Source organism: Neorhizobium phenanthreniclasticum (genome assembly GCF_040066075.1).
GTDB classification, from domain to species: Bacteria; Pseudomonadota; Alphaproteobacteria; order Rhizobiales; family Rhizobiaceae; genus Neorhizobium; species Neorhizobium petrolearium.
Genome location: NZ_JBEAAL010000008.1, coordinates 131,355 through 155,170, shown reverse-complemented (window position 1 = coordinate 155,170; position 23,816 = coordinate 131,355). Strand labels below are relative to the sequence as shown.

The window sequence follows — 23,816 nt, the reverse complement described above, 5'->3', positions numbered from 1 at the left end:
CATCTTAAATCTCGCTCCGATGAAAGAAAAAAGGATATTTCAGCCGCTAGCGCACCTGCGGCTCTGAACTGCTGACATGCGGGTGTGGCGATGCCCGCGCCTGCTGCGAAGCGGCGCTGTCGCCGATCAACACGCCGTGACCATGCGGATCGGGGGACAGAACGGCGGACTTCAGGAGTTGGGAATAGGAATGCTGCGGGTTTTCCAGAACAGTGCGTGCCGGACCACTTTCGACAACTTCGCCCTTGCGCATGATGATGATCCTGTCGCTGACGTAATAGGCCGTCGCAAGGTCGTGCGTAATATAGATGATCGACACCTTCAGGTCGTCGCGAAGCGTCCGAAACAGATTGACTATGGACATTCTCAATGAGGCGTCGACCATCGAGACAGGCTCGTCGGCGACGATCATCGAAGGGCCGGGGATGAGCGCGCGGGCAATCGCAACCCGCTGCAACTGTCCTCCGGACAGCTCGTGAGGAAACCTGCCGCGAACCTCGCCGAGCGAAAGGCCAACCTTGTTCAAGGCTGCATCGGCCGCCGCTTCATGCTGTGCGGATGAGCTTGCGCCTGTGAAGTTCTTCGCGGTCATGAACAGATAACGATCGACGCGCTTCAGGGGATTGAATGCCTCGAAAGGGTTCTGGAAGATCGGCTGTACTTCCTTCATGAATCTTCGCCGCGCACCTCCGCCGTGGATCGATGCCAGATCCTGCCCTTTGAAGAAAATCGTCCCGGCGGTCGGCCGGACCATGTTGAGGATCATTCTGGCCAACGTGGTCTTGCCGCTTCCGGATTCGCCGATGATCGTGAAGACCTGCGGTTCTTTATCATCGAGATGGAACGAGACGTTATCGACAGCCCGAAATTCTTCACGGCCGAGAAGACCACCGCGTTTATAAAGTTTCGACACGCTATCGAGGTGCAAAAGAGGCGTGTTCATCAAACCGCCCCCAACGTTCCCGCCTCGACGGGCTTTTCGTGGTCGCTCGGCTGGACATTTGCGCTCGCTGCGAAGCATGCCACCCGATGATCCTCGGCAAGCGTCGTCAGCGCCGGGTTTTCATGCCGACAAATCTCCATGGCGAGAGGGCAGCGGGGATGGAAGCGGCACCCCTTGGGTGGATCGGCCAGGTTGGGTGGAGATCCGCTTAGTGCGCTACGTGGTTGCGTGTCGCCGATCTTCGGAAGGCTCGCAATCAAATGAGCGGTATAGGGATGCATCGGGTTGGAAAAAACATCCGCCGTTCGACCTTCCTCAACAAGCCTTCCGGCATACATGATACCCAGCCGGTCCGTGACGTTGGCGTGAACCGCCAGGTCGTGGGTCACGAAGATCATCGATGATCCGAATTGACTTTGCGTCTCGCGGATCATGGCGAGGACGTCTTTCTGGACAACGACATCAAGAGCGGTCGTGGGCTCATCGGCGACGATGAATTCAGGCTTGCAGAGGGTGGCGAGCGCTATGCAGACGCGCTGTCGCATGCCGCCCGACAATTCGTGCGGGTAGGCACGAAGGATTTCGGCAGGAAGGCGCAGCCGCTCAAGATGACGCTTAACCTCGAGATCGAATTCGGCGCGCCCCAAATGCATGTGCCGGAACGCAAAATCTTCAAACGTCTTATGGATCCGCCGAACGGGATTGAGAACGTTCATCGAGCCCTGAAGAATATAGGATAGGTGGCGCCAGCGAATGGCGGAGCGTTCTGCCGCAGGCAGCTCATACAGACCGTCCTTGATGAAGCTGTATTTCACTTGCCCTGCGACGATTTCCAAGGGCGGCCTGATCGCTGCGGCGATCGCCTTTATGAAAGTTGTTTTGCCGCAGCTGGATTCGCCGGCGATGCCGTAGATCTCGTTCTTGCGCACGTGCATCGAGATGCCATCGACCGCCCGCACTTCGCGGTCGATACCGAAATATTTCATACGATAATAGGCGCGCAGATCATGCGTTTCTAACACGTGCGAACTATGCCGGACGGATGAGGCGGGGATCTGGGCCATCACGAATTCCCCATCCGGTCGAGCCGGCTTCGCGGATCGATGTACTCGTTCATGGAAATGGATAGGAGGAAGAGGCCGATGAACGTCAGCGTCACGAACAGGGTGGGGAAGAAATACCACCACCAGATGCCTGACACCATTGCGCTGTGCTGGTTGGCCCAGAAGATCATGCCGCCGATTGTCGGCGTATCGACATCGGTAAAACCCAGCACCGCAAGCGTGACTTCCAGCCCGATCGACCAGTTCATGTTGTTCATGAAGGTCGAAAAGACAATCGGCAGCACGTAAGGCAGGTGCTCCTGGGTGACGATCCTCGGCATCGACATGCCGGAAAAAACGCTGGTGTTGGTGAACTCCCTGGTCCTCAGGCTGATCATGACTGATCGGATCAATCGGGCGTCATAAGCCCAACCAAGCCCTGCCATTACAAGTGCAAGTACGAACCAGGTCATGTCGTCCCGCAGGACGAAGTAGAGGAGCACCAGAAGGGGGAACAGTGGGATGACGATGAAGGTGTCGTTAATCGACATCAGGACGCGATCGACGGCTCCCCCGACATAGCCTGAGACCAGCCCGATCGCCAAAGAGAGAATGCGACTGATCAGCGCGACGATGAAGCCGAAGGCGAGCGTGTTGCGGATCGCGAACGTCAGCTGCCAGAAGATGTCCTGGCCGCGCGAATTGGTGCCGAACACATATTCGGCTGACGGTGGGGCGTCCATTGCGACCAGATAGGAATCGATCGGCTCATAGGGCGAGAAAAACGACGCGGCGGCGATGCCGAGGATGATCACCATGATCATGAAGCCGATGGCGAATTCGCCGTTGTAGCGGAACAGGTCCCTAAAGACGGCAATCATTGGGTCACCTGTACGCGTGGATCGATCAATGGGTAGATAATGTCGATGATGAAGACGGCGGCCGACACCGCGATGATGGCGATCGACGTGATACCGAGGACGAGCGAGTAATCGGCCGCATGAACCGCCTCGACCAGAAGGCGGCCAATCCCTGGATATCCGAAGACCTGTTCGGTGATGACTGCGCCATTGAAGATCGCACCAATCGACATCGCAAGGCCGGTGATCTGCGGCAGGAAGGCGTTGCGCATCACATAGGAGGTCACCAGCCGTCTCTCGGGTACTCCGGCAAGAGACGCGTAGGTAACATAATCGTCGGTCACGATGTTTGAGACCAACGCGCGCATGCCCATGAACCAGCTTCCGACACCGACAAGGATAAGGGAAAACGAAGGCAGGATGGAATGAAGCAGAACACTGCCGATGAACTGAAGCGTCCATCCGGGCCTCATGTTCATCTCGTAGCCGCCGCTGCTTGGCAAGATCGGCAGCACGAAGGTAAAGGCGATCAAGAGGACGAAGGCGACGATGTAATATGGGACCGGATGCAGGCCCATCATGATCATGCCAATTATCCGGAGGACCCGATTTCGGCTGTAATAGCCGGCCAGTCCGCCGATGATATTGCCGATGAACCAACTCAAAATGGTTGATACCGTAAGGAGTCCTATCGTCCAGGGGATGGCTCTTCCGATCAGTTCACTCACGGGTGTGGGGAATGCCGACAACGATGGACCGAAGTCGAGCGTGGCAAGTCGTTGCCAGAAGACGAGATACTCCTCCCATAGATTGTCGCCCACTCCGTAAAGCTCCCGCAACGACTGCCGGAGAAGCTCGATGGATTCAGGGCTGGAAAAGCCAAATGTACTGACTTGTGCGACGGCATGCTCGACCGGATCGATCGGCGTCAGATGGGTGATCAGAAACGTGATGCTGATACCGACGAAAACGACAAGCGCGAATTGCAAAACGCGCTTGCCCACGTAGATGACGTAGGATCGCATTGATGCCTCATGTCTTGGAAAGAGGTTCCGCCCGGTGCTGGGAACGCCGGACGGGCCCGGTCACTTCGCCGGTTTGGTCGGCTTCAGATTGACCATCATGTATTTTGTGTTGCCCCAGTTGGAGACCGGATTCGTGTAGGGCTTCGTGGCAAGGCTCGGGAAGCCGGTCCAATAGGTTGTGTCCATCGTCGCGAACACGTTGTATGCCATCAGCGGAATGATCGGCATCTCAGCCGCCGCCAGCTTCAGATACTCGAGGCCGAGTTCAACGCCGCGCGGATCGTCGAAATCAATCGTGCGGATCTCTTCGATGATCTTGTCCAGCCGAGGTTCGGCCCAGCGCTGCCAGTTTCTCGGCGGCTGCACCTTGCCGACATCGACCACGAACTGCGAATGCCAGCTGTCAAGGAAGAAGGAGAGGTCTGGGTGACCGCCCCAGGTTTCGACGCTCCAGCCGATGAACGTATCGAAGTCGCCGACACCACGACGGTCGAGCATTGTTCCCTGAGCGACGTCGATATTGGCATCGATGCCGAAACGCCGCCATTGCTGTGCAATGATCGAGCCTGCACGCGTCATGACGGGTCGAAGGTCGCCTTCGACCATAACCTTCACGGTGAACGGCTCGCCATTCGGCTGGAACCAGCGCTCACCCTGTTTGGTGAAGCCTGCCCTCTGGAGGAGCTCGGTTGCCGCTTCCGGGTCGGGCTTCCACCAGCCTCTGCCGAAGGCGGTCGCAATATCCGCGGGGTCCGATGGTATCTGATCCTTGAGCGAAGGCCGAAGCATATCGGCGATCTGCTTGCCCACCGTCGGGTCGTAAGGTTTGATCTTCCGTTTGCCGGTATCGAGCTCGAAGCCAGTAAGCCATTGCTCCATTGGTTCGAAGTAATATTTCGGATATAGTCCCGTAGGCGGCACGCCGATGGCCGAGATTGTCGCCGCGCCACGATAGGAAGCCATGCTGACGGCCTTGATATCGATCAGCAACGCGAGTGCCCAGCGGACATCCTTGTTCTGGAACTTCTCCAGCCGATGATTGAAGATGACAGAAGGAAGCGTCGGGTCCGGGTGGGCATAAGGGAAACCCTTGAACCAACTCACCGAAGACGGAGAATCCTTCGCGAGCGTAAACATGCCTTCGGGCGAAAGATCGTGAATGACGTCGAGCCGGTGATTGAGCTGCTCGATGACGCGCTTTTCAGGTGGTCCCGGATCGATGTACGCGAGATAGCCAGGACCGGGCTCGCCATAGCGCGCGACTGTCGTCCGTTGCCAATCGTCCCGCTTCTTCCAGATGAACCATTTGCCACCACGGTCGAAATTGTGGAGCGTATATGCGCCCAGCGACACTGGCGGATTGAAGTCGAATTTCAGCACGTCGCCAACTTTCTCGAAGACGTGTTTCGGCATCATCCACATCGCGTTCCAGCGGACGGTAAACAGAGCGTGGAAGCGTGAGTTGGGTTTCTTGAGCTTGAAGAGTACCTCAGTCGGGCTCTTTTTCTCGATCGCGGCCACATTGACCTGAACCGGAGCGCTCCAACGCAGTCCACTGGTCTTCATGTGCGTCTCGATCGTGAACACCACGTCGTCAGCCGTGAATTCCACCCCGTCGCTCCAGAAGATACCCGACCTCAACTTCACGGTCATTTCCGTGAAGTTTTTATTATAGATCGGCTTTTCGGTTGCTAGAGAATTGTCCCAGACGCCGTTGATCCCGTGATCTGGGTCAATATACCAGAATGTATCCATCGCGTTCTGGTGCAGGCCGGTAGTCTGGCCACCTGCATTGATGGCCCAAATGTTGAACCAGCCGGCATTCTTAATTGTGCCTTCTGGATTTTCCAGGATCAGCAACTGATCTCGGGGCAAATCGCCGCCCGGCACCTGCCCAAGCGCCGGCCTGGTCGCGAGAAATGTACCCGCGAGCCACATGAATGTCCTTCTCGAAAGCATGCCGTTATCCTCCCAGTTTCCAGCGTGCTCATCGGCTATCCGAACGGGAGTGATAGTCTAACAGCCGGAGATAGAAGTCAACATATAATGTGATCTATATCACAATATCGGATATAAACTGAGCTGATGTCGATGATTGAGCTAACTCTGCCAGCAGTGAGCGAGCTAGGCTCAGGGTCTATCAATTGAGATGTGATTCATGCCTTAGCCGTCCGGGAGTTCGGGCGGCGTGATGCGCAGAGCGCGCAAGGCGTTCAGGATGACAGCAACGTCAATGATTTCCTGAAGCAGTGCGCCCTGAACCGGCGTGAGGTAGCCGAAGGCTGCAGCGACCATGCCAAGCACGGACAGACTGATCCCGGCGACGACGCTTTCAATCGCGATGCGGCGGGCGCGCCGGGCGATCACGATCCCAGGTCCGAGCCGGTCGACCTGGTCGACGAGCAGCACGACGTCGGCGGCCTCGGCGGAGGCGGCAGCGCCTCGAGCCCCCATAGCGACGCCCACATCCGCAGCGGCGAGCGCCGGTGCGTCGTTGACTCCGTCGCCGACCATCATGACAGGGCCGTTCTTGCGCTCGGTGAGGACAAGGAGAACTTTCTGATCCGGGGTCAGCCCGGCCCGAAGACCATCGAGACCAAGACCTTCCGCCACGCGTTCGGCCACCTCGGGACGATCGCCGGTCGCCAGAAGGATCCGCGCCACGCCCTCCTGCCGAAGCCGCTTGAACATGGTTTCCACCCCTTTGCGCAAGGGATCGGCCATTACCAGATGTCCCGCCATCTTACCGTCGACCGCCACGGCGACGAGAACGGATCCTGCCGCGAGAGATGAATGATTGTCCGATGTCTGCCCGATGCGCCTTGCCACGAAACTTGCGCCACCCACTACAATCTTGCGACCCTGGACACTTCCAACGACGCCCTCGCCGGGAATCTCGGCGACTTCCGAGGGTACCGGCAGAGTGAGGCCCTGTTCCTTCGCGATGGCGACAATAGCCTGTGCGACGGGATGCTGCGATGCCTGCTCAAGCGCCGCGGCGAAGCGGAGGATCTCCACTTCGGAGATGCCGATGTGACTGTCGATCGAGACGATCCGCGGACGCCCTTCCGTCAACGTACCTGTCTTGTCAACAATCAGGGTTCGTATTCGCGCCATCGCCTCGAGTGGCTTGGCACCCTTGATGAGAACTCCGAAATGCGCTGCGCGCGAAAGGCCCGCCACCAGCGCCACCGGCACTGCAAGGATCAGAGGGCAGGGCGTGGCCACCACCAACACGGCAACGGCCCGGATCGGATCGCTTGTGAACCACCAGGCGGTCGAAGCCAGCGCGACCGTCACCGCGAGGAAGCCGAGCGACCAGCGGTCTGCCAGCCGCGACATGGGTGCTTTCGACTTCTGCGCCTCCTCTACGAGGCGGACAATCCCGGCATAGGTGCTTTCCCTCGCGCGGCGTATTGCTTTGAGGTCGAATGCCTCGCCCGCATTGGTCGAACCGCTCATCGCCTCCCTGTCGCGAGCAAGCCGGACGGGCAGGGATTCTCCCGTCAGCGCGGAGGTGTCGAGGAAGGCCGTGTCGGACGCAATCGTGCCGTCCACGGGCACCGTATCGCCTTGCCGGATCAGCAACCGGTCGCCCGGTTCGATATCGTCGAGCGGTACATCCTCCAGCGCCCCGTCGCGATGCCGGGTCGCGACCCGTGGCACGCGCGAGAGGAGATCCTGCATTTCGCGCCTAGCGCGGCCTTCGGCGAAGCTCTCGAGGAAAGTGCCGCCGGAAAACATCACAGCGACGACGGCGGCCGCCAGCGTCTCGCCGAATGCCAGCGCCGACGACATGGACAAGGCCGCCACGATGTCGAGCCCGACCTCTCCCCTGAATAGACTGCGCAGAATCTCCACCAGAAGCGCGGCCAGGACGGGGACGACCCCTGCCGACCATACGATGCCGGCCGCATCGATCCTGCCTGCAGAGTAAAGGGCAAGTCCCGTCACGAGGCCGGCCAGCGCAATCAAAAGGAGGGCCTTCTTCAATCGATCGGCGCTTGCATATTCCACGCGGCTCAACTCCCTCGGCCGAGGCGATTGCCGCAGGCGCTCCGAAAAACAGCGGCCCAACTTTCAGATGACGGACACCACCTTATTTTGTCCGTCAGAAAAGCGCGTTGAGCAGACACTGCCATCCTGACCATGGTGATGCCGGTCCAATTCGTGTCGGAGACTTCGGCCGAATCATGCAGCATGTCATCATTGCCGATTCCGGCCCCGGCAGCATCCGCCCTCGGTGTTTCCACCCAACTTCTGCCTTTTCATCACGATCTCCGAAGGGCCGGTTATATCGCCTGAACGACGACCGCCAGCATTCCCCTAACCTTCCCCGCCGTTTCCTTCAAGGCGTCATTATCGATCGCCTGCATGGAGGCTACGGGGTCGATGGCGCTGACCATGACGCCCTCATCGCCGAGGGATCGAATGATGACGTTGCAGGGCAGCATCGCTCCGACCTTTGGCTCCATCTTGATCGCCTCGAAAGCCATGCCCGGATTGCATGCGCCCAGGATGAGGTAATCATCAAGATCGGTATTCAGCTTCTTCTTCATCGTCGCCTTGACGTCAATTTCGGTGAGAACGCCAAAGCCATTGTTCGAAAGAGCCGCTTTGGTCCTTTCGACCACCTCGTTGAATGTCGACCCGTCGATTGTCTTGTCTAAGGTATAAGCCATTATCTCAACTCCCAACTCTACGTCGCATTGGGTTATGTAGGGCATCCATCATGGCGGGCACTGATCTTGCGCAATGCAGCCCTGATTTCGGACATCAGTTCGGGGGGAACAGAATATCGGCGCGGAAACCGCCGTATCGCCGTGCGCGCCCATTTGGTGGCGTTTTCGAGCAGGCCGGCCGGCCAATCCTCAAATCGAGCTCAATCATCCGCCTCGATCTCCGCGAATATTTCCGATGCGACCTGCTTCGCCTTGCCGGGAAATTTTATTGCCTTGACAGCTTCGAGATTCACCGGTTGGCCTGCAACGATGGCGCCAATCATTCCCATGCCGAAATGCGGCGTGCATTGGAACATATACACGCCGGGAGCCTCGATCTTTACGGTAATTTCCTGATTGATCTCGCCTTTCCACTCAGCAGTGCCGTCGGGAACGCCCTTCTTTATGGCGCTGGAATTGTGGCCCTTGTCGATCGCGACGAAGGTCACCGTGTCGCCGACCTCAGCCCTGACCAGGCGCGGTTCGAATATCATCGCGCTCCCATCAGAGCCCTTGTTCCTCATCTCGACCCTGTGATCGGCGGCTATCGCGAAACCAGGGGTTACAGTCATCAGGGCCAATACGGCTGCCAGGATAATCCTCTTCATGTAATTCTCCCTTGTATGAATGGGGATCTGATCTTGATCGCGGGTTGGTCATCGGCGGCCGTGTAGCAACGGCTTTGTCATCGATTTCAGAGCGGATCGGATCCGAACTGGCGACCCGTCTATTCTATTCCACCGCTCGCCGGCTGGTCATCCTCGCCGGCATCTTCCGGCGTCACGTCGAGGATCGCGGCATGCGCCTTTATGGTCGCCTTGTCGGGTTTGCAATTTTCCATGCACGGCTCCGATTTGTCGGCATAGAACGGTTCCTTCGTACGGTCGTCGTCGGTGAAGTTGACCTCGTTCGGTAGCTTGATGTCGGCAAAATTCTCCTTGGAGAGTTCGAACTCGTCATCCGTCACGACGTCGTTGAGGTAGAGGAGATATGCGGTCAAAGCGTAGACGTCGTCATCCGATAGTGACCGGGCATTGCCGAATGGCATCGCACGGCGGACATAGTCGAAAACGGTGGAGAGATAGGGCCAATAGGAACCGATGGTCTTCTCCGGCCGATCTGCCTGAAGCGTCCCTTTCCCGCCCGCCAGGACAGGCCACCGGCCGACGGCTTCGCCGAAATCGCCATGGCAGGACGCGCAGTTCTCGTCAAAGATTTCCATCCCATGGGCCACTGTACCCCGTCCATCAGGCAATCCGAGACCGTCGGGACGAACGTCGATGTCCCAGGCAAGCAGCTCATCGGGAGTTGCGACGCGCCCGAGCTTGAAATGTTCTCCATCTCCCGCCAGAGCAGTGGCGGCGCTAGCCAGAACGGATAGGCCGATGATGAGCAGCGGCTTACGAAATTTCGACATTCTCGATCCTCCCTTCCTCGGTGACGTGCCAGGTCTGGATGCCGTTGTTGTGATAGATGGAATTGGTGCCGCGCACGCTTCTCAACTGGTCCTTTGTCGGCTGCACGAAACCAGCCTCGTCGATCGCGCGGGATTGCAGGAACAGTTCAGAGCCGTCCCAGTCGAATTCGTAGTAGAAGCGGTGCAACGCCTTTGGCAGGCCCGGCCCGTCGATACGCGCCGTGTGCCAGTTGCGGCCGCCGTCGACGGAGACGTCGACGCGCCTGATCCGCCCGTTGCCGGACCATGCAACCCCGGTCAGCACGAGCGGACCTTTGCCATGCCTGATCGGCGCCTGCGGGCTGGGGTTGGTGATGACGGATTTCACGTCCATCAGGAAGGTGAAACGGCGCGCCTTGCCGTTGGCGAGAAGGTCCGTGTATTTCGACGTCTCTTCGCGTTGCTGCCAGGGCTGGTCCCCGATTTCGAGGCGCCTTAGCCATTTGATCCACATATTGCCTTCCCAGCCGGGAACCACGAGGCGGACGGGATAGCCCTGTTCGGGACGGAGCGCCTCTCCGTTCATTCCGAAAGCGACCATGCAGTCGTCCAATGCCTTCTCAAGCGGGATCGATCGCGTCATCGCCGAAGCGTCTGCTCCTTCCGCCAGAAGCCACTTGCCTTCCGGCTTCACGCCTGCCTCATTCAGGATAGTCTTGAGCGAGACGCCGGTGTACATGACGCAGTGCACCATGCCATGCGTGTACTGGCAGCCGTTCAGTTGCGCTCCGCGCCATTCCATCCCCGAATTCGCCGCGCATTCCAGGAAGTAGACGCGGTTCTCCCTTGGGAAGCGCTTCAGGTCGGCCATCGTAAAGACAAGGGGCTTGTCCACCATGCCGTGGACCATGAGCCGATGCGCGTTCGGATCGATCTCGGCAATGCCGCCATGATGACGCTCGAAACACAGGCCGCTCGGGGTAATGATGCCGTCGATCTCATGCAGGGGCGTGAAATTGACTGACGAGATGGGATCGGAGGTCAGCCAGGGGACGTTCTTGCGGATGACATGAGCCTCGAATGAAGAAGGCGACCCATAAGGCGTTGCATCCACCCCCTTTCCCGGATAGCGGTTCCAATCCTGGATTTCGGTAATTGCCGGATCGCCGGCGGCCCGCGCACCGGCCGCCGTGCCGGTGGCAAGTGCCGCCGCGCCGCCTGCGAAACCGGCCCTGAGAAGGGCACGGCGCGTTGTCTTGGTTGTCTCGGTCTTCATCAGTTCCTCCCGAACAGATGACTCATAAAACATATTCAATTTTTTCTATATATCACGCCGCAATCCATCTGCCAACGAGGCTTTGCCTCATGACTTCCGATTGATGATTTTTACGGATTGGTTCTCTTCCACGCTGACGACCGGATTTTGCGCCAGGTACTGCTCCACGACGTCCCAGATCGGCGGTCCTTGCGTGCTTTCATTGATCGAGGCCCAACCCGCAACGACGTATTCTTTCGAAGCCTCGATCGGCTCGCCCGATTTCAGCAAGACCATGCTGGAAATGCGGGATCCGATCGCCGCTTCGGGATCGATCGAATATCCCATGCCGCCCACCCGGACCATGTCGCCGCCCTGCTGATAGTAGGGGTCTTTGTTGAACAGGTTGTCGGCCACGTCCTCCAGGATGTCTTTCAGCATCTGACCGGTCATCATGTTGCGGTAGGCGTTCGGGTAGGTCATGGAGCATGCATTGTGCAGGTCCTCGACGGTAATCTTCTGCCCGGGCAGAACTGACGTGCCCCAGCGAAAGCCCGGAGAGAGGGCTATATCCGCCTCGCGTATGTCGAGCAGAGCCTGACAGATCAGGTCGTCGAACGTCCCGTTGAAGTTTCCGCGCCGATATAGGAGACCGTCGCAGGTCGCAAGTTCTCGCGAGAGTTCAGCCTGATACGGCGCCCGAATGTCGGATATTGCCTTCGACATTTCGGGATCCGGCGCAATGATATCCGAGAACACCGGGATGAGCCGGTGCCGATAGCCCCTCAGAGCTCCATCCCGGATATCGAGATCGAGCCGTGTAATAAACTTTCCATGCGAGCCTGAGGCAATCAGCAAGGTCTTGCCGACAAGAACGGGCTCCGGAATCGCATCATGGGTATGTCCAGTCAGGATGATGTCGATTCCGCCCACGCGTGATGCGAGGGCTCGGTCGACGTCGAAACCGTTGTGGGAAAGCAGCACGACGATGTCCGCGCCATCCGCGCGTGCGGCCGCGACGTTCTTTGCGACCTGCTCCTCGCGAATACCGAAGGACCAGTTGGGAAACATCCAGCGCGGGTTGGCTATCGGCGTATAGGGAAACGCCTGTCCAACGACGGCGATCTTGGAGCCTCCCTTCTCGAACATCTTATAGGCATCGAAGGCGGGTTCATCCCATTCGGCGTCAAAAATGTTTCCTCCGAGGAATGGAAAGGGAAGGGTCTCGATAATCTCCTGGACGCGTTCCGTACCATAGGTGAACTCCCAGTGCCCCGTCATGGCGTCGGGTGCAAGCGCGTTCATGGCGTCCACCATGTCCTGACCCTTGGTCTGGTAGGAGGTGTAACTGCCCTGCCAGGTGTCACCGCCGTCGAGCAGCAAGACATCTTCGCCGCGCTCGGCCCTGACCCGCTTGACGATCGTCGCAATCCGGTCCAGCCCACCCATCTTGCCGTACCCTTGGGCAAGCGCCACGAAATCCTCGGAGGTGAATGCATAAGCCTCGGGGGTTCCAGGCTTTATGTCATAGAGGCGAAGGAAATCGGAACCGGTGACGTGCGGCGGCAGGCCCGCCACATCACCCACACCGAGATTGACCGACGGCTCCCTGAAATAAATCGGCATGAGCTGGGCGTGTATATCCGTGAGGTGAAGGATCGTCACATTGCCGAGCGGTTCGAAGCGGAGCAGATCGTCCTCGCTCAGAGACTGCTGTGCGGCGACCCTCGACCACTTGCCGGCAAGCCCGGAGCCGACGATGGCCGACAGCGCTGCGCCGGCCATGAGCATTTCACGTCTCGATAACATCAAGGACTCCATAACCAGGGGAGGGGACGGCTTCGAACCCTCCGCGCATGAGAAACAATCTTGGTCTTCGGTCCTGTTATTGGCGAACCGCAGGCGTCTCGACCGAAAGGCCGGTGCCGCGCCAGGTGACGTAGACCTCAAGCGCCATCAATTCGTCCGAAAAGGCCTTTGGCATTTCGGCGCGGGTATCCCGGATGCAACCGCGGAAGCGATTGTGGAGGGAGACCATGCCGGCGGTGTTGAAGCGGTAAGTCGGAAATCCGTTGACCTGCCCCTGGCTGAGGTGATCGGCGCGAATGAACTTGCCCATGCTTTTCTCGTGACAGGAGGCACAGGAGAAATCCAACTGGCCCGTACGGGTATAGTAGAGTTCCTTGCCCTTGTCCCACCACGACTGCATTTCGCCCTGAGACAGGTCGATCTGTACCGGAGTGCCCAAGGACTGGTGCTTGATATAGGTGGTCAGCGCCACCTGCTCCTCCGCGTCGAACTTGTAGGGTTCGGCACCCATACGCTCGGTACGACAGTCATTGATCTTCATCTCGATGTTGACGGGCTTCCTGGCCTTCGCATCCCACTTGGGAAAATGCGCGCCGACATCCTTCATCGTCGCGGATGCATCATTGTGGCAAGAGGAACAGGATTTCCCCATCGATCCATCGACGGTGTTCCAGAGTTCCTCGCCGCGCTCCACCGCAAGCATTCCTGGATTGGCGAACGAATCGGCTTCCGTCGCACGGGTTTCCGACTCCCGGAAAAGCCAACCGGACAGCACTTCATCGAACGGATGCCCTTCCGGCGCCTTCGCCCTTATGATCATCTCGCGATCATCGATGGTCAGGGTATCATCGACAGGATCGGCGTAGGCCATCACTGCCAATCCCGAGATAGATGCCACCGACACCAGCAGCAAGACGGATAGTCTCTTCATCGTTATCCCTCCCAAGATAACCTCCCCAATGAGGCGATGACGACCGATGGGTGTCCACTCGCCGCCCGTTGCGGCGAGTGGAATGCTCAGTTTACGGTGATCTTCTGTTCATCCGTGTAGATAGCGCCATCGTCATCGATCCACGTGAATTTGAACGTGCCGCTTTCGGTCAGTTTCGCGCTGAACTCGAAATAGGGATTGGCCGAGATCGCCGGATCGATATCGCAGGAGAAAACGGGAGCCCCGTTGAACTCGCATGCAAATTTGTTGATGATCTTGCGCGGGATGACCTTGCCGTCCTTGTCCTTGCGCTGGCCCGATTCCATCTCATGGCTGATGAGGGTCTTTATCGACACCACCTCGCCAGCTTTCGCTTCCTTCGGAACCTTGATACGCGGTTTTGGTTGCGCTGCCATTTGACTAGTCTCCTTCCACCTCTGTTGTCGTCAGCCGCCGCAACCGCCGATCGTCACCTTGACTTCCTTCTTGTCCATGAAAACCGAGCCGTCGGCCATCTTCGCGACGGCGATGACGTTCTGTGTCTTGGCAAGGCGCATGCGGGTCGTCGCGACAGCCGTGCCACTCAGTGCGGTGAAGTGAAAGGTGGCCACTTCCGGATTCGGATTGCCATCCGCGATGATGATGACGGAGTCGACCATGTCTCCGCCAGTCATCGCGCTTTCGACGTTTACCGAGATCGGGACCGTGTTGCCGTTCTCGGCGATCTCGGGTGCAGTCAAGGTGATCTTGCCGGATGCGGGCGTCTTGCCGCCTGCAAAGTCCATAATTCGCTTTTCGGCAGCCGGCACATCCGCCCATGTGGAGCGATGTCCCGCTATCGAGAAGAGTGCTGCGCCCGCCGAGAGGCTCAGCATCTGTCGCCTGTTGATCTTCATGCATTCATCTCCTCTTCCGGAAAATTACTTTGAGCCCTTCAGCGTCGTGAGATAGGCGACGACGTCCTCGACCTGCTGTGCCGTCAATATCGTCTTTCCAGCCAGGTCCTTGCGGACGTTGATGCCGACTTCGAGGCTGTAGAAGGCGGGCATGACGGTCTCTTCGGAGAAAACCCGCTTGGCGTCGACCACGATTGCCCGCAGCTCGGCTTCGGACCAGCGATCGGCGACGCCATCCAGGGCAGGGGCTACGTTGCCGTGGAACTGTTCCTTGGCAAGCGGTGTGACGACATGACAGGCAAGACAATTTCCAAGGCCGCGATTCGCCAGAACTTTCGCGCCCTCTTCGGCATTCCCGGTCGCGCCAGTCAGAGACTGAGAGACCTTCATTTCGTCGATCTTGACGGCGTCCGGCGCAATTTCTACCGCCGCAGCCTGACTGCACAAGAAAGCAGGCACCGCGACACAGGTCAGGAAACGCTTCATTTCCATGAGTCCTCCCAAACTCACCGAACCGGCATGACCGGTTCAAGCCTCCATTTTTACGATAGCGCTATGTTCAACAGCCATCAATAGAAAAATATAAATCTTTGAATATATCGGCTGCCGACACGGATCAGTCCTCGCTGATGAGCTTCCCCGAGTTGCGGAGTTCCTGGATAATGCGCGCGTGGTAGGTCTGGAAATGTTCGCTTCCTTCATACGCCTTTTCGCGCACCCAGCGGAACATGTTGAGGAAGGTCCATTTGCCGAAAGCTCCCGGCATCGTCGCGATGGCGGCCTTGCTGACGGAGACCCGCGCCCCGGCATCTTCGGGAAGGAAGACAATCGTCGGCGTGAAGATATAACCCCATTTGCGGGCAGCGCTTTTTTCCGTTAGCACCTCGCCGTCGAGGTCCGTCACTTCCTCGTCACCGAACATGTTGTACTGCACGACGAGGAAGTTGGCTTTGATATAGTCGCGCACCTCCGGATCGGAGAGAATCTTCTCGTGCATCTGGCGGCAATAGATACAGCCTCGCTGCTCGAACACGATCGCCAGGCGCTTACCCTGGGCTTTGGCTTCGGCAATATCCTCCGCAATGTCGCGAAAGGTCGTCGAAAACCACTCTTCCTTGTGAAGGCCATCCTCGCCGATCGTTGCAGCCGCTCCGGCGGAAGCACTGACGAAGAGGGCGAAGAACGCCAGAAAAATGAATTGCAGCATTGCGACCTCCTAACCGATTGTCTGAAACGCCGGAAATGTCTCGAGGAGCCAAAGCGAAATCGTCGACATCTGTCCGGTCATGAAAAGCAGTCCCGTCACGATCAGGAAGAGGCCGAGCGCGACCTCCACCTTACGCATGTGTCGCCGGAAGCGCGCCGCCCAACCAAGGAACCGGCTGGCGAAAACGGCCGAAGCGATGAAGGGCAGTCCGATGCCAAGGGAATAGGCAGCCAGCAGAATACTTCCGCGCGTCGCCGTCCCTTCTCCCCCTGCGACGAACAGAATTGCGGCCAGAACCGGTCCCACGCACGGCGTCCAGCCGAAGGCGAAGGCCAGACCCATCAAAAAGGCGCCAGCCAAACCAGCAGGCTTCTCCGTAACCTGTACCCGCGCTTCCCGATAGAGCATCCCGATCTGAAGGATTTTGAGGAAGTGCAGGCCCATGACGATGATCACCACGCCTGCCGCCACCGAAAGCACATTGAAATATTGGGCGATCGTCTTGCCGATCAGGCTCGCTGTCGCACCCAGGGCAACGAAAACCGTCGAGAAGCCGGCAACGAAAGAGACTGCTGAAAATATGACCTGTCGCCGGTCGTCCGGGTTCGGCTGGGCATCCCGCAATCGATCGAAGCTCACCCCCGCAAGCCAGGCCAGGTAAGGTGGAACGATGGGCAGAACGCAAGGCGATACGAATGACAGCAACCCAGCCAGTAACGCGCCCCCCACGCTAATATCAAGCATTCGATCCCTCCCAAGACCACCCTGCATCACAGCATTGCCACATGTATTCAGAAAATGCTATATGTTGCAAATGATGATTTCGGACGCTTCTCCATCCTTGCGGACATCGACCCTTCTTGCGGTGCTCATCCTCGCCGGTGCGACTTCGGGGAAGGCGGCCGAGCTGGTCATGCTGGAGCAGCCGGGTTGCGTCTGGTGCGCACGCTTCAATGCCGAGATTGCCCCCGCATGGCCGAAGACGGAAGAGGGTGCACGCGCGCCTCTTCGCCGCGTTGACATCACCGAGGCGTGGCCTGAGGATCTCGACCATATACAGCGGGAGCGGTTTACGCCGACTTTCATCCTGATGGATGAGGGTGAGGAGATCGGCCGCCTGCGCGGCTACGCGGGAGATGAGTTTTTCTGGTTTTCAATCGATGAGTTGATCGCCAAGCTTCCGTAGGAAATGGACATTGCGTGGTCCTTTCTGCCAATATGGCCTCGGATGCGAATTAGGAGGTATGGGCGAATGAGCCTGCCACAGTTGAACACGCTGCAAACGCCGGAAGAGCGGGAGAAGCTCTTCGCGCAGGCGCGAAAGGCGAGTGAGCTGCTCAAGGCTTTGTCGCACGAGGACCGATTGCTGATCCTGTGCCTGCTCACCGAAGGCGAAAAATCCGTCTCGGAGCTGGAAAACACGATGGGAATGCCGCAGGCCGCCGTATCGCAGCAACTGGCGCGCCTCCGTTTCGATCGCCTTGTCACGACCCGCCGGGATGGGCGTGTGATCTACTATTCACTTGCCAACAAGGAGATCGCACCCGTGATAGGCTCTCTCTACGAGCTCTTCTGCGCACCGGTGCGACAGGGTGAGAAGCCATCGTAACACCAGTCAACGGAGGGACTGGCGTTACGACCTTTGCGAACCGGGGAGGGTTCGCGGGAGGATAAAATGGATAATATCGTTGCATCGGCATGGTTCTTGCCCGTTGCCGGGCTGCTTGCCGGTTGCGTGCTCGGATTTGTGGCCCGCAATCAGCGTTTCTGCACGATGTCCGCGTTGGAGCGCTATTGGTATGCCAATGACAGCACCGGCCTGAGAACCTGGATTCTCGCCGCTGCGACCGCTCTTGTCCTGACCCAGAGCCTTCAGGCCTTGGGGCTTGCCGCATCCGACGAGAGCTTCTACATCCGTTCGAGCTTCGCTTGGACCGGAGCGATCCTGGGTGGCGTGATGTTCGGCTTCGGCATGGCGCTCGTCGGCACCTGCGGCTTCGGCGCGCTCGTCAGGCTTGGCGGCGGAAGCCTGCGATCCCTTGTCGTTCTCATCATCCTCGGCGTCAGCGCGCTATCCGCCCAGAAGGGGCTGATCGCCCAGGCGCGCGTGCCGATCGTGGACAACCTGGCGATTGACTTCGGTTTTGCCGGCGGGCAATCCGTCGGGCTTGTTGCGTCCTACTTCACTGGCGTCGATCTTCGTCTTGCCATTGCCGGCATCGTCGCGGCTGCCATGTTCGGCTGGGTATTCCGGGATTCCGATTACCGGCGTCGGTGGTGGTCGATTGGCGCGGGAATGACCATTGGAGCAGTCATTGCCTTCGGCTGGGTTGCCACCACTCTGGCCTCGAGGAATTCCTTCGAAATCGTCCAGCTCGAAGCCGGCTCCTTCGTCGTTCCGGTGGGCGATGCCCTGCTTCAACTCATGACATTTACGGGGAGTGTGCCCGATTATGGTGTCGGTTTGGTCATGGGCGTCATCGTCGGCTCGGCCATCAATGCGCAGGTTCGCCGCACCGTGCGCTGGGAAGCCTGCGACGATGCACGGGAACTGAGCCGGCATCTGCTGGGCGCGCTCCTGATGGGGGTCGGCGGCGTATTCGCCATGGGGTGCACGATCGGACAAGGGATTACCGGCGTTTCCGCACTCGCCATCTCGGCACCGCTCGCTTTCGCTTCGATAGCGCTCGGCGCCAGAATCGGTCTCGCCTATCTCATCGAGGGCTCCGGATTGGCAATCTTTCGCGAGAGTTCCGTCAGCCTTGACCGATAGCTCGAGACGGTCGCCGCTCAGGCCCCCGGTACAAAAGCGTAGGCACCTTCTCGCTGCTCTACGCGGCCAATTCCTTCGTGGTCAAAGTGATAGCCGATGATCCGCGCCTTGTCGCCTGCGAGGCGAGCAAGCAACTGCCGGCGCATCGCGACGCCGCGCTCCGGATCATGATCGCTCTGCGTACGCCATTCCGGATGTCGGAAAGATATGGCCGTATTGCTGAGCGCGTCGCCTGCAATCAGTGTCTGGTCACCGCTACCATGGACCATGAAGGACAGATGCCCCGGTGTATGGCCGGCGGTATCGATGACCTCGACCCCCGACAGGATCTCCTGCCCGGGCTTGAGGAACGCGATCCGGTCCTTCAGTGCGGCAAACCTGTTCTGGGCGCCGACCACAAAGGTCTGCCGATCCGCAGAGACGGTTTGCAGGGCGTTCGGCGAAGACCAGAAGTCCCATTCCGCTTGCCCGATGTGATAACGGGCATTGGCAAAGACCAGCTCGTCCAGATCATCGGTTACGCCCCAAAGGTGATCCGGATGCGCGTGGGTGAAGACAACATCGGTGACGCTGCCGGGGTCGATGTCGGCGGCGGCGAGATTGTCGATAAGCGTTCCGGCAGACGGCATGAAATTGGCGCCTGAGCCGACGTCGAATATGGCCAGACGCTCTTTCTGTCTGAGCAGCGTTACATTGCAGTCCGGATGCAGAGCATCGGTCGGCATGTTTTGGGCGACCAGGAACGACTGCAATTCATCCTTTGGAACATCCGGAAACAGGAACCCCATGGGTAACGTCAGTGTTCCGTCGCTGACCGTGATGAATTCGCTGTCGCCCATCGAAACTCGCCCGACCGCATGAGCCGGCCGCGTCAGGACTGCGGATGCCGCAAGGGCGAGACCGCCCGCCAGAAACCCCCTGCGGCTTGATCGCCCCGATGCCTCATAGACACTCAACGACGCCATGATGCTCCTCCTATTTATACATTTATATTTTTGCATGTTTTTGAAGTCTCGGCTAGGCTGATCTTTTCTGCGATGAGGATATGGGAGGAGAAGATGATAAAGATCGTGATGGCATCGCTGGTCGCTCTGCCGGCGGCCCTGGGGTGCACCGGGGCAACGGCGTCGGACGTTTTGAAGATCTATGAAAGCAAGGCACCCTTTGCGGAGGTACTAGCCGATCTGGAGGACGCCATCGTCAATCGAGGCTATGTGGTGGACTATCACGGCCACGTTGCCGAGATGCTGGCGCGTACGGCAGGCGATGTCGGCGCCGGGAAAGTGCTCTACCGCGAGGCGGAGTTCATGCAGTTCTGTTCGGCGACCGTTTCCCGCAAGGCAATGGAGGCAGATCTCGCAAACATCGGCTTCTGTCCCTACGTGCTCTTCGCCTATGAGGCAGAGGCAGCGCCCGGAACCGTGAAGGTCGGGTTTCGCCGACTACCGGAAGGAGAGGCCCGGGATGACGTCAACAGTCTCCTTGACGACCTCGTGCGCGAGGCATCCGGTAATTGACAGGATAAGCGCACCAATCAGATGCTCGGAGCTTGCTGCGGATCGGTAGTTTATGCGACGCCGGCTTGCTCCAGCCATTCCCTCAGCGCGCCGGCACTGATCGCGCCGCTGCGCCGGTCGAGTTCCCTTCCTCCCTTGAACAATATCAGGGTGGGAATGGCCTGAATTCCGTATTTTTGAGCAAGGCCTTGTTCCGCTTCGGTGTCCACCTTGGCGAATCGCACCCTGGGCTCGAAATCGGCGGCAGCGGCCTCGAAGGCAGGAGCCATTGCACGACAGGGACCACACCACGATGCCCAAAAGTCGACGACTACCGGGAGATCGTCGGAGCCAGTCTGACGGTCGAAATTTCCCTTGTGCAGGGAAATCGGCCGGCCGGTGAACAGCGGCGACTTGCAGGCCGGGCAATGGGCCAATTTTCCATCCCGCTTGTCATCCAGCCGGTTAAGTTGCCCACAGTTGGGGCAGGGGACGATCTTCGCCATGATGCCTCCGTGCGACGGGTGTCCATTACCACTCCGCGGTTTCGGTTTTAGCATATCCTATCCATGGTCAAATTCATTGATCTGAAACAACCGTCCGCAACCGCACTGGGTAACGTGTCCAGTGCGGAGCCGAGGATGTTGAGGCGGACTGCGTTCGGCCAAGACCCAACTTTCCTGCAATCATGAATCAGGCTGCCCGGGCCTCGGCGATCGCCACCTTCAGTTCCTTTTCATCCAGGACGCTGCCGAAGGTTGTCCCGTGGATGACGAACGAGGGTGTGCCTACGAAATTGAAGGCGAGGGCCTGGTTGCAATTGCGGTCTAGCAATCCGGATATGCGCGTATGTTCGGCTTAGTTAGATGCACCTATCTGAACTGACCGTTGGACGATGCGCAGAGAAAAATGTGGGAGTTTGTGTGGCTTTGTTGAACTGACAACATAAGTTCAAAAATGTGTCACGCCGCTGCAATGTTTGCGTCCTAGAACACCGCCATCAGAAGAGGCGATCGTCTATGTCGAAGATTCCGGCAGCCAGCCGACACCAAACCATCATCCGCCTGGTCAATGGCGGCAGCGGCATGTCGATCAGCGCGATTGCCGAAACCTTCGGGGTATCGACCGAGACGATCCGCCGCGATCTGGTCGCCCTAGAGCGGGGCGGATCGCTGCAGCGGGTCTATGGGGGAGCCATCCCCTCCGGCCGCGAGGCGGCACTTGACGAGCGCGTCAACATGGAACGGGCGGAAAAGCAGGCCATCGGCACGCTGGTAGCGGCGATGATCCAGCCGGACCAGTGGATCTTCATGACGGGCGGGAGTTCGGTTCTTGCGGTCGCGCAGGCGATGCGCAACGGTCCGCCGGTCGCCGTCATGACCAACATGCCGGCGATCGGCGACGCGCTGCAGGCAGGCCAGCGCCACAAGGTGATCCTGACCGGCGGCGATTACGACTGGAACGCCAAGACGCTGTTCGGCGACGAAGTGTTCGGCGCGATCCGCAATTGCAGCTTCGACCTGTCGATCATCGGCGTCTATGGGCTCGACGCTGAGTTCGGGCTCGTGGAGCGGACCAAGCACAATATGGAGCTGAAGACCCGGCTTGCGACGCAGAGCCGCGCCAGCATCTATGTCGGCGATCACACCAAGATCGGCGCCGTCGGCCGCTATCGCAGCATTCCGTTCGCCGGCATAGAAACCTTCGTGACCGATATGCCGCTCGACGAGCCGTTTGCCGGGCTTCTGACCGAGGCGGGCGCCAGCGTTTTCTATCCTGAGCAATCCGCCTCACCCGAGGTGTCCGAATTTCCGCACCTGCAAGAAAAGGTCAATGACAATGGCTGATATCCGCCATGTAATCGTTGTAGGCATCGATGGCCTGCGCCCCGACATGATCAACGAAACCACCATGCCCAATCTCGCCGCCATGCGGGCGCGGGGCGTGTCGAGCAAGGATCATCGCACGGTGTTCCCGAGCGAGACGCGCGGGGCGCTGACTGCACTTGCGAGCGGCGCCCGCCCCGAAACGACGGGTATTCTCGGCAATGAGTTCTATTCCCGCGACGGCTCGGGCCGCCTGACCGGCACGGATACGGTCCACGACTGGCGTGCCGGCGAGCGCCGCATTGTTGGCGGCATGGTGACGGCCACCAATCTTTCCGAAACGCTCGCCAAGAACGGCAAGTCCTTCGCGGTGGTCAATTCGAGCGGGCAGGGTTCGTTCACTGCGCTCAACTGGAAAGGGGCGGACTGGGGACAAGCCGGCTTCAACGTCCGCCATCCGGCGATCGGCTTCCCGCCCGAGCTCGCCGTCGACATAGCCGAGCAGCACCGGGTTCCGGCCAACGGCTTTGACCGTGGCGCCGAACGCCAGGCCGTTGCCGCCTTCACCGATACCGTCTGGCCGCAGAGAAAGCCGGCGGCCGCGATCATCTGGATCACCGAAGTGGACAGCGCTTCACATCGTCATGGTCTCGGCGCCGAAGGCATGCTCGCCTCGATGCGCGATTGCGATGCGGCGATCGGCAATCTTCTCGAATGGCGCGACAGGCAGCCGGAAAAGGACGACATTGTCATCTTCGTCACCTCCGACCACGGCCACTCGACAATCAACGAATTCATTTCCGTCGGCGATGCCCTGAAGCAGGCCGGCATCGCCGCCGACACGCGCTTCGACAACGACATCGACGTGCTATATCGGCGGGGGCGCGCACCGGGCTTCTGGCTCAAGCAATTTGACAAGGGCCTGTTGCAGGGCGTTTTCGATGTGCTCGCCGCGCAACCCTGGTATGGCGCCACTTTCACCCGGGCGGTCGAGCCGGGCGCGCAGGAGGGCATCATCGCCGGCACGCTGGCGCTGGAACTGACCGGTGCCGCGCATGACCGTGCACCGGACCTCTACATCAACCTTCGAGGCACCGACGCTGAAAACGAGTTCGGCGTTCCAGGCACGTCGATCTGCGACGCCGGCAGCTACAGCGGCATTCCGCTCGGCGGCGGGTCGCACGGAGGTCTGCATGCCGCGGAACTGGCGGCCGTGTTGATCGGTGAGGGCGCCGGCTTGAAGAGCGGCGGTGAGGTCGTCGCCTCGCGCACGGCGATTTACGATCTTGCGCCGACCATTCTCGCACTTCTTGGCCTCGAACCTGCAGCCAGCATGACCGGCCGGCCGATGTTCGAGCTCCTCGAAGACGGCGAAGCCGTGCCGGCCCCGGTCGTGAAGGAATTCACGGCGGCCATCGACGGCAAGGTGTCGCGCATCATTATCGGCCATGTCGGCGAACGTCCCTATGTCGACGAAGCTGATCTTGTGACCGAGAGGGCGGCTGGAATGGACGCTGCAAGGGTCGCAGAACTGCAGGATTGATCGTTCCATGACGATGCGCCCGGCCTGACCGGGCGCCCCGGTAAGACATCGAGACCTCGAGATACCGAGCGCCGGCGGGACAGCGCCAGTCG

The 23,816-nt window shown here is 59.2% G+C and carries 26 protein-coding genes; 6 read left to right on the top strand and 20 right to left on the bottom strand.

The window, feature by feature from the left end; genetic code table 11:
- Positions 1-46 precede the first annotated feature (46 nt).
- The 17 genes from ABK249_RS13765 to ABK249_RS13685 all read right to left on the bottom strand — a co-directional run bounded on the left by ABK249_RS13765 (position 47) and on the right by ABK249_RS13685 (position 16,830).
- A complete protein-coding gene (locus tag ABK249_RS13765; RefSeq protein ID WP_407721597.1) occupies positions 47-943 on the bottom strand; it encodes an ABC transporter ATP-binding protein in 897 nt (298 codons plus the stop codon).
- A complete protein-coding gene (locus tag ABK249_RS13760; RefSeq protein WP_227705222.1) occupies positions 943-2,007 on the bottom strand; it encodes an ABC transporter ATP-binding protein in 1,065 nt (354 codons plus the stop codon). The genes ABK249_RS13765 and ABK249_RS13760 overlap by 1 nt, the downstream gene beginning before the upstream one ends.
- Positions 2,007-2,867: an ABC transporter permease gene (locus tag ABK249_RS13755; protein WP_037153437.1), complete on the bottom strand. Its 861-nt coding sequence runs from the start codon at positions 2,865-2,867 to the stop codon at positions 2,007-2,009. Before ABK249_RS13755 ends, ABK249_RS13760 begins: the two co-directional genes overlap by 1 nt.
- Positions 2,864-3,871, bottom strand: coding sequence for an ABC transporter permease (locus tag ABK249_RS13750; protein WP_227704171.1), 1,008 nt, complete (start codon positions 3,869-3,871; stop codon positions 2,864-2,866). Before ABK249_RS13750 ends, ABK249_RS13755 begins: the two co-directional genes overlap by 4 nt.
- A 60-nt stretch (positions 3,872-3,931) precedes the next feature.
- A complete protein-coding gene (locus ABK249_RS13745; protein WP_227704170.1) occupies positions 3,932-5,830 on the bottom strand; it encodes an ABC transporter substrate-binding protein in 1,899 nt (632 codons plus the stop codon).
- Between the two features lie 204 nt (positions 5,831-6,034).
- Complete coding sequence (locus ABK249_RS13740) at positions 6,035-7,888, bottom strand: heavy metal translocating P-type ATPase (protein ID WP_037153427.1); 1,854 nt, start codon at positions 7,886-7,888, stop codon at positions 6,035-6,037.
- Positions 7,889-8,163: 275 nt separating this feature from the next.
- A complete protein-coding gene (locus ABK249_RS13735) occupies positions 8,164-8,553 on the bottom strand; it encodes a DUF302 domain-containing protein (RefSeq protein ID WP_227704169.1) in 390 nt (129 codons plus the stop codon).
- Positions 8,554-8,753: 200 nt separating this feature from the next.
- On the bottom strand, positions 8,754-9,200 hold the full coding sequence (locus ABK249_RS13730) for a pseudoazurin (protein ID WP_227704168.1): 447 nt from the start codon (positions 9,198-9,200) through the stop codon (positions 8,754-8,756).
- Positions 9,201-9,319: 119 nt separating this feature from the next.
- The gene (locus ABK249_RS13725) at positions 9,320-10,009 is read right to left on the bottom strand and encodes a c-type cytochrome (RefSeq protein WP_227704167.1); all 690 of its coding nucleotides are present in this window, start codon (positions 10,007-10,009) and stop codon (positions 9,320-9,322) included.
- Positions 9,993-11,264 carry a sulfite dehydrogenase gene (gene soxC, locus ABK249_RS13720; protein ID WP_227704166.1) on the bottom strand — a complete coding sequence of 424 codons (1,272 nt, stop codon included), beginning with the start codon at positions 11,262-11,264 and terminating at the stop codon, positions 9,993-9,995. Before soxC ends, ABK249_RS13725 begins: the two co-directional genes overlap by 17 nt.
- A gap of 87 nt (positions 11,265-11,351) precedes the next feature.
- Positions 11,352-13,052, bottom strand: coding sequence for a thiosulfohydrolase SoxB (gene soxB / locus ABK249_RS13715; protein ID WP_227704165.1), 1,701 nt, complete (start codon positions 13,050-13,052; stop codon positions 11,352-11,354).
- Positions 13,053-13,128: 76 nt separating this feature from the next.
- The gene (gene soxA / locus ABK249_RS13710) at positions 13,129-13,983 is read right to left on the bottom strand and encodes a sulfur oxidation c-type cytochrome SoxA (RefSeq protein WP_227704164.1); all 855 of its coding nucleotides are present in this window, start codon (positions 13,981-13,983) and stop codon (positions 13,129-13,131) included.
- 86 nt (positions 13,984-14,069) lie between these two features.
- Positions 14,070-14,399 carry a thiosulfate oxidation carrier complex protein SoxZ gene (soxZ, locus tag ABK249_RS13705; protein WP_227704163.1) on the bottom strand — a complete coding sequence of 110 codons (330 nt, stop codon included), beginning with the start codon at positions 14,397-14,399 and terminating at the stop codon, positions 14,070-14,072.
- 30 nt (positions 14,400-14,429) lie between these two features.
- Positions 14,430-14,879 carry a thiosulfate oxidation carrier protein SoxY gene (gene soxY / locus ABK249_RS13700; RefSeq protein ID WP_037153410.1) on the bottom strand — a complete coding sequence of 150 codons (450 nt, stop codon included), beginning with the start codon at positions 14,877-14,879 and terminating at the stop codon, positions 14,430-14,432.
- A 24-nt stretch (positions 14,880-14,903) separates the two neighbouring features.
- Complete coding sequence (gene soxX / locus ABK249_RS13695) at positions 14,904-15,365, bottom strand: sulfur oxidation c-type cytochrome SoxX (RefSeq protein ID WP_037153837.1); 462 nt, start codon at positions 15,363-15,365, stop codon at positions 14,904-14,906.
- A gap of 130 nt (positions 15,366-15,495) precedes the next feature.
- The gene (locus tag ABK249_RS13690; protein ID WP_227704162.1) at positions 15,496-16,086 is read right to left on the bottom strand and encodes a SoxW family protein; all 591 of its coding nucleotides are present in this window, start codon (positions 16,084-16,086) and stop codon (positions 15,496-15,498) included.
- A gap of 9 nt (positions 16,087-16,095) precedes the next feature.
- Positions 16,096-16,830, bottom strand: coding sequence for a cytochrome c biogenesis CcdA family protein (locus ABK249_RS13685; protein WP_227704161.1), 735 nt, complete (start codon positions 16,828-16,830; stop codon positions 16,096-16,098).
- A gap of 73 nt (positions 16,831-16,903) precedes the next feature.
- On the opposite strand from ABK249_RS13685, the gene ABK249_RS13680 reads away from it, so the two are divergent.
- From ABK249_RS13680 to ABK249_RS13670, 3 genes are all read left to right on the top strand, one after another.
- The gene (locus ABK249_RS13680; RefSeq protein WP_407722139.1) at positions 16,904-17,272 is read left to right on the top strand and encodes a thioredoxin domain-containing protein; all 369 of its coding nucleotides are present in this window, start codon (positions 16,904-16,906) and stop codon (positions 17,270-17,272) included.
- A 66-nt stretch (positions 17,273-17,338) separates the two neighbouring features.
- A complete protein-coding gene (locus ABK249_RS13675; RefSeq protein ID WP_037153397.1) occupies positions 17,339-17,695 on the top strand; it encodes an ArsR/SmtB family transcription factor in 357 nt (118 codons plus the stop codon).
- A 66-nt stretch (positions 17,696-17,761) separates the two neighbouring features.
- Entirely contained in the window at positions 17,762-18,859 is a 1,098-nt protein-coding gene (locus tag ABK249_RS13670; protein ID WP_227704159.1) for a YeeE/YedE family protein, read from the top strand.
- A gap of 17 nt (positions 18,860-18,876) precedes the next feature.
- Here ABK249_RS13670 and ABK249_RS13665 read toward each other — a convergent pair whose 3' ends face one another.
- Complete coding sequence (locus tag ABK249_RS13665; protein ID WP_227704158.1) at positions 18,877-19,824, bottom strand: MBL fold metallo-hydrolase; 948 nt, start codon at positions 19,822-19,824, stop codon at positions 18,877-18,879.
- Between the two features lie 93 nt (positions 19,825-19,917).
- On the opposite strand from ABK249_RS13665, the gene ABK249_RS13660 reads away from it, so the two are divergent.
- Complete coding sequence (locus ABK249_RS13660; RefSeq protein ID WP_227704157.1) at positions 19,918-20,376, top strand: DUF302 domain-containing protein; 459 nt, start codon at positions 19,918-19,920, stop codon at positions 20,374-20,376.
- Between the two features lie 50 nt (positions 20,377-20,426).
- Here the strand turns inward: ABK249_RS13660 and trxC are convergent, their stop codons facing one another.
- Together trxC and ABK249_RS13650 are read right to left on the bottom strand one after the other, a co-directional pair.
- Positions 20,427-20,861 (bottom strand): thioredoxin TrxC, encoded by a 435-nt coding sequence (gene trxC / locus ABK249_RS13655; protein ID WP_227704156.1) that lies wholly within the window; start codon positions 20,859-20,861, stop codon positions 20,427-20,429.
- A gap of 187 nt (positions 20,862-21,048) precedes the next feature.
- Positions 21,049-21,189 carry a thioredoxin domain-containing protein gene (locus ABK249_RS13650; protein ID WP_280107464.1) on the bottom strand — a complete coding sequence of 47 codons (141 nt, stop codon included), beginning with the start codon at positions 21,187-21,189 and terminating at the stop codon, positions 21,049-21,051.
- Between the two features lie 185 nt (positions 21,190-21,374).
- Here ABK249_RS13650 and ABK249_RS13645 point away from each other — a divergent pair, with 185 nt between their 5' ends.
- Both ABK249_RS13645 and ABK249_RS13640 read left to right on the top strand, forming a co-directional pair.
- Entirely contained in the window at positions 21,375-22,202 is an 828-nt protein-coding gene (locus tag ABK249_RS13645) for a DeoR/GlpR family DNA-binding transcription regulator (RefSeq protein WP_227704155.1), read from the top strand.
- On the top strand, positions 22,189-23,724 hold the full coding sequence (locus tag ABK249_RS13640) for an alkaline phosphatase family protein (protein WP_227704154.1): 1,536 nt from the start codon (positions 22,189-22,191) through the stop codon (positions 23,722-23,724). Before ABK249_RS13645 ends, ABK249_RS13640 begins: the two co-directional genes overlap by 14 nt.
- The last annotated feature ends 92 nt before the right edge of the window (positions 23,725-23,816 follow it).